Below are 14,974 nucleotides of genomic sequence, written 5' to 3'. Positions count from 1 at the left end.
TCCATATGGCGGAAATTCAACTGCGCAATGTTGGCAAGCGCTGGGGGTCCTTTGTGGCCGTGGACAACTTTAACCTCACTATTTCTGACCGCGAATTTTTGGTGCTTTTGGGCCCTTCTGGCTGTGGAAAAACGACCACGATGCGCATGATTGCCGGATTAGAAGACGCCACAGAGGGCGAGATCATGATTGATGGAAAAGTGATCAATGATCTAGAGCCAAAAGACCGCGATGTTTCCATGGTATTCCAAAGCTATGCGCTTTATCCAAATATGAACGTGTATGAAAACATACGCTTTCCGCTGAAAGTACGCGGTATTGACCGCAGCACTCACGATGCCAAAGTGCGTCATGCTGCAGAGATGGTCGAGCTGAACGACTTTTTACACCGCAAACCTGCTGAATTGTCAGGCGGTCAACGCCAGAGGGTTGCCCTTGCACGGGCCATCGTGCGGGAACCAAATGTGTTTTTGATGGATGAACCGCTGTCAAACTTGGATGCCAAGCTGCGGGTTTCAACGCGAGCGCAGATCAAAAACCTAAGCCATGAACTGGCAGTGACCACAATTTACGTCACCCATGACCAGATCGAGGCCATGACCTTGGCCGACCGGGTGGTGGTGATGGAAAAAGGTATCGTCCAGCAGGTGGGATCGCCCACAGAGATATATGACAGACCTGCCAACAGCTTTGTTGCCAGTTTCATCGGCAACCCAGCTATGAATTTGATCGATGGTGAAATGTCAAATGGCGTCTTCAAGGCAGAGAATACAGAAATTTCAGGCCTGTCTGCGCCAGATGGCAAAACCACTTTGGGTTTCAGAGCCGAGGATGCACAGGTTGTCAGTGAAGACGGCGACATAAATGCCCGGATCTACACTCAGGAACTGCTTGGCGATGCGACAATGGTATCCGTTCGCATCGGCGGGTCTTTGGTGGCTGTAAAGGCCGAGAAAAATTATCGAGCACGGATCGATGATCCAGTTTCATTCAAAATTTCATCAGACGTATGTCACCTGTTCAATTCTGAAACAGGGGCACGCATTGGGGAATAATCCCCTTTTAGAACCGCGAAAGCGGAGCAACCGGGTGACGGTGAGGTGTCGCACCCGCAAACAGGGAGAGACAGTATGTTTCTAAAGAAAGTAGCTCTTGTGAGCACTATAGCAGTGATGGCCGGCTCGGCTGCTACTGCTTGCGAGATTTCTGCTCGCGTCAGTATTGTAGGCAACGAATTTCCAGCCATCCAAACTGTTGGGGCTGGAGCTCAAGAATGTAGCGGCGCAGAGGTCGCGACCAACCTTACGAGCGAGCATCAAAGCTTGAACGTTCCGGGAATGCAGGGCAATCCGGCAGAGTATACTTCTGCAGTTGTCGCCAATTCCTCGATTGTGGCCTTGATGAACGAAGATGTCATCCGGCCGCTGGATGATCTGGTTGCCAAACACGGTCAGGATCTGCAATCTAGCCAATTGATCAAAATTGGCGGAAAAGTCATGGCTGTAGCCTTCATGGCAAACGCACAGCACTTGATGTATCGCAGCGATATTCTTGATCAAATTGGCGTTCAGCCGCCCTCAACCTATGAGGATATGCTCGCAGCGGCCCAAATGATCCGCGATCAGGGCATCTTGGACAACCCGATCGGTGGTGCATATGCCTCAGGTTGGAACCTGGCACAAGAATTTAACAATATGTTCCTGGGCTATGGCGGATCACATTTCAAAGCCGGCACAGCAGAGCCAAATGTGAATAACGCAGCAGGTGTGCAAACGCTTGAGATGATGAAAGCGTTGTCCACCTACATGAACCCAGACTTCCTGACCCATGATTCTAACGCGACAAACGCGGAATACCGCGCCGGCAACATCGCGCTGCTGAACATGTGGGGATCAAGAGCTGCATCTCAAACCACAGCAGAGGGTGTTACAGACGCGGTTAAAAATGGCCATGCAATCGCAGGCCCGATGACTGTGGGCGGCGGCTCAACGCCAGCTTCAACATTATGGTGGGATGGCTGGACCGTCGCGAAAAATATCAGCGATGCAGAAGCAGAAGCCACATTCATCGCATTGATGAATGCAATTCGCCCAGCAAAAATGGAAGATGAAGCAATCAGAACCCAAGCAGTATGGTTGATTGACGGCTATCAGCCAACTGATGCGGCCATTGGTGTTTTTGAAGCGGCCAAAATGGGCACACCACCCTACCCAATGTTGCCTTACATGGGTCTTTTGCACTCGGCGCTTGGCAATGAACTGTCAGACTTTATGCAAGGTAAAGAGTCTGCAGAACAGGCGCTTGCAGATGTTGAAGCCGCCTATGTGGCAGCGGCCAAAGAAAAAGGGTTTTTGAACTAAAAACCCAAAGCCCGGGGACGATCACCGCCCCCGGGCTTTCAATTAACTTAGACCTCGATTTCGGAATGAGCGTCCATGCGACACAGCACTTTTTTCTGGTTCTTTCTACCAACTGCGGCGGCAATGGTTTTATTCATAGCCCTTCCGATCGTGTCGGTGGTTTTCCAGTCTATTTATGCGCCCCACCCTGCCGTTTTGGTCGAGGTAGAAACATGCACACCATTGGTTGGATGCACCACGGAAACCACCGTAGATCAGGACGCCACACGGCAATTACGCGAAGCGAAGCCACTGGGCCGGTTTGTCGGACTTGATATTTTTCTTGATCGTGGCCATCTTGCCACCGGTGAAATGCGCGAGGCTTGGGCAAAATCAGAGAGTTGGGGCACGTTCGTTAACCAGCTTAGTAATTTGCCATTTTACCGCGCGATGGGCTTCACACTAACTTTCATTATATTCGTCACTCCCTGTGTAATTTTGCTTGGCCTATTGATTGCGCTGACCGTAAACGCGCTGCATAAAAGTTTGCGCGGGCTGGCGATATTCTTCTCTCTCTTACCGTTTGTTGTTACGCCGATCATTGGCGGGCTGGTGCTTTATTGGATGATCGACAGCCGGGGTATATTGGGTAAGGCCATCCAATGGCTGGTCGCCGATCCAGATCTGTCTCTGAAAGCCTCAACCGGGCTTATGTGGATTGCCTTGATCGTCTGGGGGATATGGCACGCAGCGCCATTCGCATTTGTCATTTTCTATGCCGGATTGCAAACCCTTCCACAGGATCAAATCGAAGCTGCGCAAATTGACGGCGCAACCCGCTTTCAACAGGTGCGCTATGTAGTTGTACCGCATTTGTTGCCCTTGATCACCTTTGTTACATTGATCCAGCTGATGGATAATTTCAAAGTGTTCGAACCGATCATTGCATTCCAAGCAGCGGCGCATGCCCAAAGTTTGAGTTACTTTATCTATAACGATCTACAGGGCGAAACGCGTCAGCTTTCCTCTGCAGCTTCAACCTCTGTGCTTACAATTCTGGGCGTGGCAATCCTTTTGTCACCGGTTCTTGTACGCACCTGGCGCGACTTCAAAGGGAAGACGTAATCATGGCCAGCTTCGCACAAAGAAGACCCATCGGGCTAAAACTGATCATATATATATTTGCAGGCCTCTGGCTGCTCATGGCAGCATTTCCGTTTGTCTGGACAGTCTGGGGCAGCTTCAAGGTTGAGCTAGATTTCTTTTCCATTGCCGACTGGACCTATGCGCTGACTGGTGAACGCACCAACGCAGAATACGGCAGTGCTTTTACCGATGCCGGATACCAAGGCGCATGGGTTCAAGAAGAATTCTGGCGCAATGTGATCAACACATTCATCATCTGTTTTTTTGTGGTTTGCACCTCACTTACCATCGGTACTTTGGGGGCCTATGCCCTGTCGCGTTCAAGTTACCGCTATACATTTTTCCTTTTGATTACGGCTCTGATCTTTCGCGCCATGCCTCCGATTACCCTTGTTGCCGGCTACATGCTGCCGTTTTTTGAATGGAACCTGTGGGGCAGGCTTTCGACCACAATTATTGTTCTGGTGGCGATCAACCAACCTTTTACGCTGTGGATGCTGCACTCATTTTTTCAAAGCATCCCGAAAGAGCTTGATGAAAGTGCCAAAGTCGATGGCTGTTCGCAGTTTCAAGCGTTCTGGAATGTGATCATACCGGTGATGTGGCCCGGCGTCATTACCACCGGCCTGTTTAGCTTTTTGCTTGCCTACAACGACTTTATTGTCACAGCGATGCTGTTGTCAGAAGAAAATCGCACCATGGTGCCGCAAATCGCAGCATTCCTGGGCACCACATATACGGAAGGCAATGTGATGTTCGCTGTGGCCTCTGTGGTCTCGGCCATGGTGCCCGTGTTTATCTTGGTGATGCTCTTCCAGCGCCAAATTGTCAGCGGACTTACCGCGGGTGCGGTGAAAGGATGATGTCGTTGAGCTGCTATTTTTTACGCTCCCTCTGCGGATCCTTTGCCTTCTGTCAATCAAAGTATTTAAAGGGATCAAAATGATCGGATCACGCCCAGAACAGGCCGTTCTGTCACGTGGCACGGACCTGTCAAAGACGGATGAAACCCGCGCTGTGATCGAGGGCATGGTCGATGGCCTTAACGACCACCGGATCGCAAATATTGGGGAATTCTTTGCCCAGAGCTTCCGCTGGATGGGCAATGCGGGCTGCGGCACCAAAAACGGCTTGAAAGAATTTCAGGAAAATTGGCAAAAGCCGTTCCAAGCGGCGTTTTCCGATAAGGTCTGCATTGATGAGGCCCGTGTCTACATGGGCGAGTGGGCGGCCGCTTTTGGCCGTCAGGAAGCCGTCCATTCGGGTGAATTTATGGGCGTTGCAGCAAGCGGGAAGAAAGTAGAAATCCGCTATATGGACTTCTGGAAAGTGGAAAACGGCAAGATAACCGATAATTGGGTCATGGTCGATTTTCCTCATGTTCTCGCACAGCTAGGGCATGATGTGTTTAACGGTGAGGGCTGGGAAGCGTTTGATCTCGGCAAACGAACACCCCCGCAACCGGGTAAGTAAGGAAAGAGCAATGGCAATAGAAATTTTAAAGCAGTCTAAGTCCGACAGTGAAATAGCCCAAGAAGATGCAAAAGTGCGTAGCGTGGTAGAGGCTACACTTGAGGATGTAGAGGCACGCGGCGACATTGCGGTGCGGGCTCTTTCAGAAAAGTTTGATGGCTATAGCCCCGATAGTTTTCACTTGTCACCAAGCGAGATTGAGGCAGCGATACAAAAAGTATCAGCCAGCGACATGCAGGACATTAAATTTGCCCAGGATCAGATTCGCCGGTTTGCACAGGCCCAGCGGGCCAGCATGCAGGATATTGAGGTGGAAACACTGCCCGGCGTGATCCTTGGTCATCGTAATATTCCAGTGCAGTCGGTCGGTTGTTATGTTCCGGGCGGCAAATTTCCCATGGTGGCTTCGGCGCATATGTCGGTTTTAACCGCATCGGTGGCCGGCGTGCCGCGGATCATTGCATCAGCGCCGCCTGTGGACGGCGCCCCCCACCCCGCCATTGTGGCCGCAATGCATTTAGGCGGAGCGCATGAAATTTACGTCATAGGCGGCATCCAAGCCGTGGCCGCCATGGCTTTAGGCACTGAAACCATTGATCCGGTGCATATGCTTGTGGGGCCGGGCAATGCCTTTGTCGCCGAGGCAAAGCGACAGCTTTACGGACGCGTCGGGATCGACCTCTTCGCTGGTCCAACCGAGACCATGGTCATCGCGGATGAAACAGTTGATGCCGAGCTCTGCGCTACCGATCTGTTGGGACAGGCAGAACACGGCTATAACTCGCCCGCCTGCCTGATTACCAACTCACGCCGGCTTGCAACAGAAACACTGGCCGAAGTTGACCGCCTGCTGGATATATTGCCGACCGCAGAAACTGCCAGCGTAAGCTGGCGCGATTATGGCGATGTGATCCTGTGTGATACCCATGAGGAAATGCTCAAGGTGGCCAATGACATGGCTTATGAGCACGTACAGATCATGACGGATCGGGATGCATGGTATCTTGAAAATATGCACAGCTACGGGGCGCTGTTCCTTGGGCCGCGGACCAATGTGGCCAATGGCGATAAAGTTATTGGCACCAACCATACGCTTCCCACCAAAAAAGCTGGCCGCTATACGGGCGGTCTTTGGGTCGGCAAGTTTCTTAAAACCCATAGTTATCAAAGAATTGATAGCGATGAAGCTGCAACAAAAATTGGCGAATATGGCAGCCGGCTGTGTATGCTGGAAGGCTTTGTCGGTCATGCCGAGCAGTGTAATATTCGGGTGCGCAGGTATGGCGGCAAGAACGTGGCCTATGGAGCCGCCGCCGAATGAGTAAAGTGAGCGTCTCACAGCAACTTAAATCACTGCTATTGCCTCTACGCAAAGCCATGGCCGATTTTTCAGAGGCCCCTGTTCGCAGCGCTCTATCCGAACTTTGCTCGGCAGATGTCAAAATCCGCATGTGTCATCCGTTTGGCGAAATGTCTGGCCCAGACGCGTTTTATAAAACTGTCTATGCGCCCCTGCTGAAAGCCATGCCTGATCTTGAGCGGCGCGAGCTTATCGTTTTGGCTGGTACGACGCCGCAGGGCGAGGACTGGCTCGGCGCCATGGGCAATTATATGGGAACGTTTCTGGCCCCCTTCCTTGATATTCCGCCCAATGCGCATCTGGCCCATATGCGCTATCATGAGTTTTTTCGTATCGCCAATGGCAAGGTGACAGAGATTCACTTGATCTGGGATATTCCCGAATTGATGATGCTGGCCAATGCCTGGCCCATGGCACCACAACTTGGCGCCTATTTATGCACGCCAGGACCAATGACAGGTGATGGGCTGACGGCCTATGGGGACGGCACCGCAAGCCTTGAGCGCATCAAGGATATGGAGTCCGCGCTGTGCCGTTATCCAGAAAATCCAGACCCTAAAGTTATGCAACTTGATAAATTTTGGCATCCGCGCTTTAACTGGTATGGACCGGCTGGTATCGGCACAGGGCGCGGTATTGCCGGATTTCGACATTGGCATCAAATCCCCTTCTTGCGGGCTATGCCGGATAGAAAAGTAGACCCGGCCGGTGATCGGTATGCAGCAGAAGAGATGTACGATTTGTTATCTCATTATATTGCCGAAGGGGATTATGTTTGCGAAACGGGCTGGCCCAATATGCGGATGAAATTAACCCATGATGGGTGGATGGGCATTGCCCCCGCCGGCACCGAGATTACCTTGCGCAGCCTTGATTTCTGGCGGCTGGAAAAGGGCCGCATTCGAGAGAACTGGGTACAAATTGACGTCCTGAATACCTTTACCCAGCTTGGTGTAGACGTTTTGGCGCGTATGCGCGAGTTCAACAAAGCCAGATCGCCTGACCCCTTATCACTGAGTGAAGGTTTGTCATGAGTTTGCCGCGCACGCCCTCGTTTGATTTATCACAAAAACGCGCTTTGGTGACGGGGGCTTCATCCGGCATAGGTTTGGCCTGCGCTGCGGCGCTTGCAGAATATGGCGCAGAGGTTACTCTTGCGGCACGGCGCGGTGACTTGCTCAAAGATCTTGCCACTAAGTTGGCAGCCGAGGGGCGCAAAGCGCAGGTGCTTGAACTTGATGTGACCGATATTGAAGCAACAGCGGCAGCAGTTGCCGAAAATGGACCTTTTGATATTTTGGTCAACTCTGCCGGTCTGGCACGTCATAGCAAAGCCAGTGAGACTGTAGCAGGCGATTTTGACGCCGTGTCAAACCTCAACATTCGCGGCGCGTATTTTTTAACCCAAGCGGTGGCCAAAGGATTGCTGGCAGCCGGGCTGCCGGGAAGCTTGATCAACATTTCAAGTCAAATGGCCCATGTGGGCGGGCCAGAACGCGCGGTATACTGCGCCACCAAACACGCGGTGGAAGGTTTTACCAAAGCGTTCGCCATCGAATGGGGCAAAGCCAATATCCGCGTCAACACCATATGCCCCACCTTCATCCTGACCGATCTGACAAAGGCGACTTTTGAGCAACCGGACAAACGGGCCTGGATTGAAAACAAGATCAAACTAGGCCGCGTGGGAGAAGTCAAAGATATCATGGGCGCAGTGGTCTACCTTGCCTCTGATGCCGCGGCTCTGGTCACCGGATCGGCCCTTATGATTGACGGCGGATGGACAGCAGAATGAGCAATGCGCGGATCACATCGGCCGAGGTTGCCCTACGCGCAGGCGTGTCCCAATCAGCCGTAAGCCGTGTCTTTACCCCCGGTGCATCCGCGTCGCCGAGCACTGTAGAACGTGTCAAAAAAGCAGCGAACGAGCTTGGCTATAGGCCCAATTCACTGGCCCGCGCCATGGTATCCGGCAAAAGCCGGATCATCGGCTTGGTGGTGGCTTACCTTGAAAATCAATTTTATCCCGAAGCACTTGAGCGGCTTTCAAACAGTCTTCAGGAACAGGGTTATCACGTGCTGATGTTTATGGCAGCGCAGACCGCTGGTGATATTGACAACGTGGTTGAGGAAATCCTCGACTATCAGGTGGATGGCATAATTGCCGCTTCGGTTGCCCTATCATCCGAACTTTCCGAACGCTGCCGCGCCGCCGGCGTACCTATGGTGCTTTTCAACCGTTCACAAGATGTCCCCACAATGTCCGCCGTAACATCGGATAACTTTGCCGGCGGCCGCAAAGTGGCTGAATTTCTAATTGCAGGGGGTCACAGAAAGATCGGATTTTGTGCTGGCTGGGAAGGTGCGTCAACCCAGCGCGACCGCGAAGCCGGGTTCTTGGCCGCGCTTCAGGATGCAGGTGCCAAACTGCACTGCCGCGAAGTGGGCAATTTCAAGATGGAAGAGGCCCGTGAAGCCACGCGGCGGATGTTTGCCTCAGACCCGCCAGATGCAGTTTTCGTCGCCAATGACCACATGGCGATCGCGGTGATGGATACGCTTCGGTCTGAATTGGGTTTGAATGTACCCGATGATGTCTCGGTTGTGGGCTACGATGATGTGCCTGCCGCAGCGTGGCCAGCGTTTGATTTGACCACGGTGCGACAGTCGGTCAACCGAATGGTGGCAGAAACGGTTAATATCTTATTGGGTCAAATTGCGGATGCCAGCACGCAGCCGCGCAAGGTTAAAATTGACGGGCCGTTGATCGTTCGCGGATCGGCCCGGGTACCAGAAGGATGGAAAAGATGAAAGGATTTTCACAGCAGTGGAGCGATCTGCCCGATTACATTCTCGGCATTACCCACGAAATATGGGAAAACCGTGGGATTGGAACATTAAACCACTATTACAGTGACCATATTCCGATGCGTTTTCCTGAGGGTATTTCGATTGGCAATCAGCACACCATCAACGGCACGCTTGCGACATTGGCAGAGTTTCCCGACCGCCAACTGACAGGCGAGGATGTGATCTGGTCGGGGGATGACGCAACTGGTTTTTTATCTTCGCATCGGCTGCTTACAATGGGCACCCACACCGGCGGCGGATATTTTGGCCCCCCAACAGGCAAACGGTTTGTGATCCGCGCCATCGCCGATTGCGCTGCGATCAATAATCAGATCAATGACGAGTGGTTAATCCGCGACACGGCTGGGCTTGTCAAACAGCTGGGCATGGATCCCAAGCAGTTTGCCCGCGACCTGATCGAGCGTGAAGGCGGGCCAGAAAACTGTGTGCAGCCCTTCAGCCCTAAAAATGATGTGGCGGGTCCTTATACAGGCCGCGGCAATGATAATGCATGGGGCGCTAGGCTCAGCGATATTCTAACACGTATGATGGAGAAAGATTTTTCAGTCATCCGCGCCGAATATGATCGCGCCGTGCATTGCGAACACCCGGGTTCTACAACGGTTCATTCATGGGCCGACACAGAAGCCCTATGGATGGGACTTCGTGCATCCTTTCCAACCGCTACGTTTAAAATTGAGCATCAGATTGGGCGCGAGGATCCACTGCTGTCACCACGCGCCGCCCTGCGTTGGAGCCTAAGCGGCACACATGACGGTTGGGGCATGTTTGGCCAACCAACAGGCGCCGAGGTCTACGTTATGGGATTTACACACGCTGAATTTGGCCCCTACGGCCTACGCCGAGAATATACTCTTTTTGATCCTGTATCGATCTGGAAACAAATCTTTATCCAAAGCGGTTAATTACCAAATCATCCGGCGGGGGTATGCCACAACGCACGAAACCACAGAAGTGAAAGGGAGCATAATGGCCCAAAAAAGCATTGAACAACGCATTATCCGGTATGGAGAGCTGAAGCCTTGCAAAACTGCATTTATCGATGCCCATACGCCCGGCTCCGATCAGAAAGAAAACTTTACCATCATTGGCGGCGGGGTCTCGGAAAGCCCTGACCAGCATGTCCATATCTCCGACCAGATCGGTTTTAATATCGGTGCGGCAGGCCAACCCCCCAAATGCCGCAACAGTCTTCATTCGCATCGCACCGCCGAGGTGTTTTTCGTGCTCAAAGGCCGCTGGCGGTTTTTCTGGGGGCGCTGGGGCACCGCCGGTGAGGTGATGCTAGAGGAAGGTGATATTTTCAATATTCCAACCGGTATGTTCCGCGGCTTTGAAAATATCGGCACAGATTACGGAATGATCATGGCCATATTGGGCGGTGATGATGCCGGCGGCGGGGTAATCTGGGCACCACAGGTGATTGAAGACGCCAAAGATCACGGTTTGGTTCTGGGCGAAAATGGAAAACTATATGATAGCAAACAGGGGCAAAGCTTGCCTGATGGCATCGACCCAATGCCACTGCTTAGCGATGATGAGCTAGCCGCTTTTCCCGAAGTGGCGGTTGAAAATGTGGTGCCCGATTATGTGGCCCGCTATTGGGACCTTATGGCATTGGCACGGGACACACCTGCCAAGGTGATTGGCAGCGACGCGCTGCTTCGGGACCGTCCCGGCTTTGACGTGGAGTTCTTGACCAGAGGATCAATAACACCGCAGATCACAAGCCCGAGCCAGCCGACCGTATTGATGCCAGTGCGTGGCCATTGGTCGCTTGAATGGCAGGGCGGCGCGGCCACGCTTAATCCGGGCGACACCTGTTTGCTGCACCCGGGTGAGGCATATGGGCTTGCCCCTGCAATGACCGGCGAGGCAAGCCTTTATCGGGTGCAAACCACCAATGATTCCGCGGGGGCCACCTGGACCGGATAAGTTTAATTGAAAAGGCGTTGGCCACATAGAAATTCGGCAAACATTAACGCCGAAAAGAGCAAAAACCGCACCGAGGCAAAAACGACGCAATACCGACGTGATACCGAACAGAAGGAAAGAGCAAAATGAGCAAAACCTTAACAACCCACGTGGGCTCTTTGCCACGCAGTCAAGAAGTGGTGGATTTCATCTTTGCCCGCGAGCGCGAAGAACCTTTTGAGCAAACCGCATTCGACGCTTGCATGACGCAATCTGTTTCAGCAACTGTTGGTAAACAGGTTGCAGCCGGCATTGACATTGTCAGCGATGGCGAAACCTCAAAAATCTCCTATGCCACCTATGTGAAAGACCGCTACAGCGGCTTTTCAGGTGATAGCCCCCGCAATGCGCCGGCTGACTTAAAAATGTTTCCTGGATTTTTACAGCGTCTGGCCGATGATGGCGGCACGCCGCAATACGCCCGCCCGATGTGCACTGGCAATATCCGCTCAAAAGGCCAAGATGAATTATTAAAAGATATCAATAATCTAAAGGCAGCTATGGCGGACCATGGCGCCCAGCGCGGGTTTATGAATGCCGCCTCACCAGGTGTGATATCACTATTTCTACAAAACGATTACTACCCCAACCGCGAAGCCTATCTTGCAGCTCTGGCTGATGTGATGAAAGCAGAATATGAAACCATCATAGGCTCTGGTCTTGACCTACAACTTGATTGCCCGGATTTGGCTTTATCACGTCATATGTTGTTTGCCGATCTCAGCGACGAGGCTTTTGTCGAGGTGGCAAATCTGCATGTTGAGGCGCTAAATCACGCGCTAGAAAATGTGCCCCAAGACCGGGTACGCGTTCATATCTGCTGGGGTAATTATGAGGGCCCGCACTGCTGTGATATTTCGATGGACAAAGTGTTTTCCACATTAATGTCAACCAAATCACGCTATGTGCTGTTTGAAACCTCTAACCCCCGCCACGCCCATGAATGGTCTGTTTTTCAAGCACGAAAATCAGAAATACCAGATGATAAAATTCTTATTCCGGGAGTAGTCGACACCACTACAAATTTTGTGGAACATCCGGAACTGGTTGCTCAACGTATTGAAAAATTTACTAATATTGTCGGAGCTGAGCGCGTGATCGCAGGTAGTGACTGCGGGTTTGGAACCTTTGCGGGATTTGGCGCTGTTGATCCTGATATTGCTTTTGCAAAACTTGCCTCACTTGCAGATGGCGCCAAAATTGCGACGGAGCGCGCTTGATACCATTACTATTTCTTCCCGGAATGATGTGCGACGCGCGCTTATTTGCGCCGCAGATCGCATTTTTTTCCCAAAGCAGGCCGGTGACGGTGGGGGCCATTGGGGGACATAACTCGATGGAAGCCTTGGCAGTTGATGTTCTGGCCCATGCGCCATCGAAGTTTGCACTTGCGGGGCTTTCAATGGGTGGGATAGTTGCTATGGAAATACTGCGCCAAGCCCCAGAGCGGGTGAGCAAGCTGGCGTTAATGGACACCAATCCCCTTGCCGAATTGCAAGCCGTCAAATTACGCCGTGAACCACAAATAAAGGCTGTCAGTTCTGGGGCTTTACCTCAAGTGATGCGCGATGAAATGAAGCCGAATTACTTGGTGGAGAGCCCACAAAAAGTAAACTTGCTTGAGTTATGTATGGAGATGGCGTTGGATTTGGGACCGAGTATTTTTATAAATCAATCCATAGCCTTGCGCGAGCGAGCCGATCAAACCAGCACCTTACAAAATTTTGAAGGAGAAGCGTTAGTGCTCTGCGGTCGGCATGATAAGCTATGCCCTGTTGAGCGTCATGAATTCATGCATCAGTTGATGCCGAATAGTCACCTTGTGATTATCGAAAATGCCGGGCATTTGCCCACTTTAGAACAGCCCACAGAAACAACATTGGCACTTGAACACTGGTTGGAGATATAGATATGACCCCTGCCCTTTTAAACTTACTGCGGCAAGTAGATACGCCAACGGTTTGCAACGCAATCGAAGTTGCACAAGGGCAACGAGGATTTGCCGCCTTTACGCGCGGTACGATGCTGAGTTCCGCGCCAAAAGAGCCGGCAATTGTGGGCTACGCCCGGACAGCGAAAATTGCCGCCATCGCACCTCCAATTGACCCTCCCGAGACTATTAAAGCACGCAGAATGGACTACTACAAATATATGGCTGAAGCTGCTTTGCCAGCGGTGGCTGTTATTGAAGATATGGACTATCCCGATTGTATAGGGGCCTATTGGGGTGAAATTAACACGACAATTCACAAAGGTTTTGGACTATCGGGTGCCGTGACCAATGGGGTGATGCGCGATCTGGGGGATTTGCCAACAGGCTTTCCAGTCGTGGCAAAGTCCATCGGGCCAAGCCATGGGTTTGTTCATATTTGCGACATTGGATCGCCAGTTTCAATTTGTGGTTTGTCCGTGTCTGACGGCGATTTGATCCATGCCGATCAACATGGCGCCTTGGTTGTCCCAGCAGACGTGATCGGGGCGCTTGAAGCTGCCATTCAAAAATTGCTGACTACGGAACGCATTGTCTTAGATGCCGCCCAAAAAGAGAGCTTTGACTTTGAAACTTTTCAACAAGTTTGGGATCAGTTTGAACATTCTAGAACTTGATCAGTTTTTCTAAAAATTTTCCAAAAAGTTGAAAAATGTCCTGTAAATAATCATTTGCCCAAAAGTGTCAAAAAGTTTGGGAATTCTTTCTGACTATAGTAATTTGGTGCCCACGGATTGTTCTGTCAAATTCAATGTAAAGGCGTGAATTTAGAATCTAAATGTCCTCATTCGTTACCGTGAAATCATCGTCATCTTCTTCAATGAAAGCTTGCCTGTTTTAACCCCACTCAGTTTCTTTTTCTTCTTTGAAGAACTTTCAAATTAGCTCAAAGATGGGGAATTTAACTAAAGTTTATTTCCCGAGGACAAATAACTTATTTTAGCTTTAACTTTAAAATCAGGCCAATCAGACCATTAAAATCAAATTAGACTCCAAATTAGGCTGCTCATTTTTTGTTTGGATAAAACATATGGGGACCATCAAAGTGTCCAACAGGAATGCTATGAGTCAAAATTCCGCCACGCATTTCATGCATCAAAAATGCGCCCGGTTCTTTAGTCAGGCAATTTGGAACGTCCTCACGCATATCTAGGGTCACAGCATGCGATGTTCCGGGCGCTATTTGACATATAACACCCCCAAAATTCCTTACGATATTTCGGTGAATATGCCCACAAACTAATTTCAATTCGCCTTGGTAATCTGACAAAAGCTTTCGAAGCTTTCTACTTTCACGCAAGTTCTGAATATCCATTTTCTCAATGCCCGTAAGAATTGGCGGATGGTGAATCGCTACAATAACGGGCTTATCGCTCAATGAGCTTAATGTATCCTGTAAATAATCAAGCGTTTCGTCGGTCAGATGCCCATGGGCTTTGCCAGCAACACTGGAATCCAGACCAACCAAGGCCATGTCTGCAAAATCAGCAGTCCAGTTAATTGGACCAGATTGAGGCATCCACTGCTGATCCGAAAAACAGGCACGCATTTCACGTACATCATCATGGTTTCCAGGAATTGCAAAATATGGGATCAAAAGTGATTCCATAACATCGCGGAAAATTTGATATTCCTCAGCGGTGCCAAAATCGGTCACGTCACCTGTAACAATTGCCAAGTCAACGGGTCCTATATCCGGCAAAATACGGTTGATGGTTTCAACACAAGCGCTAAGAGCGTCCAAAGTATTTACACGCCCATAGGCAAGTTGACCCTTCGGCACGATATGCGGATCTGATATTTGGATAATTTTTGTCACCC

The 14,974-nt window shown here is 51.0% G+C and carries 15 protein-coding genes; 14 read left to right on the top strand and 1 reads right to left on the bottom strand.

The features are described from left to right. The first annotated feature begins 5 nt into the window (after positions 1–5). The 14 genes from ugpC (at position 6) to GN278_04790 (ending at position 13,770) form a co-directional block, all read left to right on the top strand. Positions 6–1,055: a sn-glycerol-3-phosphate ABC transporter ATP-binding protein UgpC gene (ugpC, locus tag GN278_04855; protein ID XAT60202.1), complete on the top strand. Its 1,050-nt coding sequence runs from the start codon at positions 6–8 to the stop codon at positions 1,053–1,055. A 75-nt stretch (positions 1,056–1,130) separates the two neighbouring features. Further along, positions 1,131–2,360, top strand: coding sequence for an extracellular solute-binding protein (locus tag GN278_04850; GenBank protein ID XAT60201.1), 1,230 nt, complete (start codon positions 1,131–1,133; stop codon positions 2,358–2,360). 75 nt (positions 2,361–2,435) lie between these two features. Beyond that, positions 2,436–3,464: an ABC transporter permease subunit gene (locus GN278_04845; GenBank protein XAT60200.1), complete on the top strand. Its 1,029-nt coding sequence runs from the start codon at positions 2,436–2,438 to the stop codon at positions 3,462–3,464. Continuing rightward, a complete protein-coding gene (locus GN278_04840) occupies positions 3,464–4,348 on the top strand; it encodes an ABC transporter permease subunit (protein XAT60199.1) in 885 nt (294 codons plus the stop codon). The genes GN278_04845 and GN278_04840 overlap by 1 nt, the downstream gene beginning before the upstream one ends. A gap of 79 nt (positions 4,349–4,427) precedes the next feature. Then, positions 4,428–4,958, top strand: coding sequence for a polyketide cyclase (locus GN278_04835; GenBank protein ID XAT60198.1), 531 nt, complete (start codon positions 4,428–4,430; stop codon positions 4,956–4,958). 10 nt (positions 4,959–4,968) lie between these two features. Then, entirely contained in the window at positions 4,969–6,279 is a 1,311-nt protein-coding gene (gene hisD / locus GN278_04830) for a histidinol dehydrogenase (protein ID XAT60197.1), read from the top strand. 56 nt (positions 6,280–6,335) lie between these two features. Next, entirely contained in the window at positions 6,336–7,352 is a 1,017-nt protein-coding gene (locus GN278_04825; GenBank protein XAT62547.1) for a polyketide cyclase, read from the top strand. Beyond that, positions 7,349–8,113, top strand: a complete 765-nt coding sequence (locus tag GN278_04820) for an SDR family oxidoreductase (protein XAT60196.1) — start codon at positions 7,349–7,351, stop codon at positions 8,111–8,113. The genes GN278_04825 and GN278_04820 overlap by 4 nt, the downstream gene beginning before the upstream one ends. Further along, the gene (locus GN278_04815; GenBank protein ID XAT60195.1) at positions 8,110–9,129 is read left to right on the top strand and encodes a substrate-binding domain-containing protein; all 1,020 of its coding nucleotides are present in this window, start codon (positions 8,110–8,112) and stop codon (positions 9,127–9,129) included. The genes GN278_04820 and GN278_04815 overlap by 4 nt, the downstream gene beginning before the upstream one ends. After that, positions 9,126–10,094: a nuclear transport factor 2 family protein gene (locus GN278_04810; GenBank protein ID XAT60194.1), complete on the top strand. Its 969-nt coding sequence runs from the start codon at positions 9,126–9,128 to the stop codon at positions 10,092–10,094. Before GN278_04815 ends, GN278_04810 begins: the two co-directional genes overlap by 4 nt. Positions 10,095–10,158: 64 nt before the next feature. Continuing rightward, positions 10,159–11,124, top strand: coding sequence for a cupin domain-containing protein (locus GN278_04805; protein XAT60193.1), 966 nt, complete (start codon positions 10,159–10,161; stop codon positions 11,122–11,124). A gap of 125 nt (positions 11,125–11,249) precedes the next feature. Next, positions 11,250–12,383 (top strand): epoxyalkane--coenzyme M transferase, encoded by a 1,134-nt coding sequence (locus tag GN278_04800; GenBank protein ID XAT60192.1) that lies wholly within the window; start codon positions 11,250–11,252, stop codon positions 12,381–12,383. Beyond that, positions 12,380–13,072 carry an alpha/beta fold hydrolase gene (locus tag GN278_04795; GenBank protein ID XAT60191.1) on the top strand — a complete coding sequence of 231 codons (693 nt, stop codon included), beginning with the start codon at positions 12,380–12,382 and terminating at the stop codon, positions 13,070–13,072. Before GN278_04800 ends, GN278_04795 begins: the two co-directional genes overlap by 4 nt. 2 nt (positions 13,073–13,074) lie before the next feature. Next, positions 13,075–13,770, top strand: a complete 696-nt coding sequence (locus GN278_04790; protein XAT60190.1) for an RraA family protein — start codon at positions 13,075–13,077, stop codon at positions 13,768–13,770. Between the two features lie 389 nt (positions 13,771–14,159). On the opposite strand, the gene GN278_04785 is transcribed toward GN278_04790, so the two are convergent. Further along, positions 14,160–14,972: a phosphodiesterase gene (locus GN278_04785; protein ID XAT60189.1), complete on the bottom strand. Its 813-nt coding sequence runs from the start codon at positions 14,970–14,972 to the stop codon at positions 14,160–14,162. Positions 14,973–14,974 lie beyond the last annotated feature (2 nt).

Source organism: Rhodobacteraceae bacterium Araon29, from assembly GCA_039640505.1.
Lineage (GTDB): Bacteria > Pseudomonadota > Alphaproteobacteria > Rhodobacterales > Rhodobacteraceae > CABZJG01.
This window is presented reverse-complemented; position numbering and strand designations above follow the sequence as displayed.

Coding starts and splice junctions, on each gene's coding strand:
- ugpC (XAT60202.1), top strand. CDS start 6: ATGGCGGAAATTCAACTGCGCAATGTTGGCAAGCGCTGGGGGTCCTTT.
- GN278_04850 (XAT60201.1), top strand. CDS start 1,131: ATGTTTCTAAAGAAAGTAGCTCTTGTGAGCACTATAGCAGTGATGGCC.
- GN278_04845 (XAT60200.1), top strand. CDS start 2,436: ATGCGACACAGCACTTTTTTCTGGTTCTTTCTACCAACTGCGGCGGCA.
- GN278_04835 (XAT60198.1), top strand. CDS start 4,428: ATGATCGGATCACGCCCAGAACAGGCCGTTCTGTCACGTGGCACGGAC.
- hisD (XAT60197.1), top strand. CDS start 4,969: ATGGCAATAGAAATTTTAAAGCAGTCTAAGTCCGACAGTGAAATAGCC.
- GN278_04825 (XAT62547.1), top strand. CDS start 6,336: ATGGCCGATTTTTCAGAGGCCCCTGTTCGCAGCGCTCTATCCGAACTT.
- GN278_04820 (XAT60196.1), top strand. CDS start 7,349: ATGAGTTTGCCGCGCACGCCCTCGTTTGATTTATCACAAAAACGCGCT.
- GN278_04815 (XAT60195.1), top strand. CDS start 8,110: ATGAGCAATGCGCGGATCACATCGGCCGAGGTTGCCCTACGCGCAGGC.
- GN278_04810 (XAT60194.1), top strand. CDS start 9,126: ATGAAAGGATTTTCACAGCAGTGGAGCGATCTGCCCGATTACATTCTC.
- GN278_04805 (XAT60193.1), top strand. CDS start 10,159: ATGGCCCAAAAAAGCATTGAACAACGCATTATCCGGTATGGAGAGCTG.
- GN278_04800 (XAT60192.1), top strand. CDS start 11,250: ATGAGCAAAACCTTAACAACCCACGTGGGCTCTTTGCCACGCAGTCAA.
- GN278_04790 (XAT60190.1), top strand. CDS start 13,075: ATGACCCCTGCCCTTTTAAACTTACTGCGGCAAGTAGATACGCCAACG.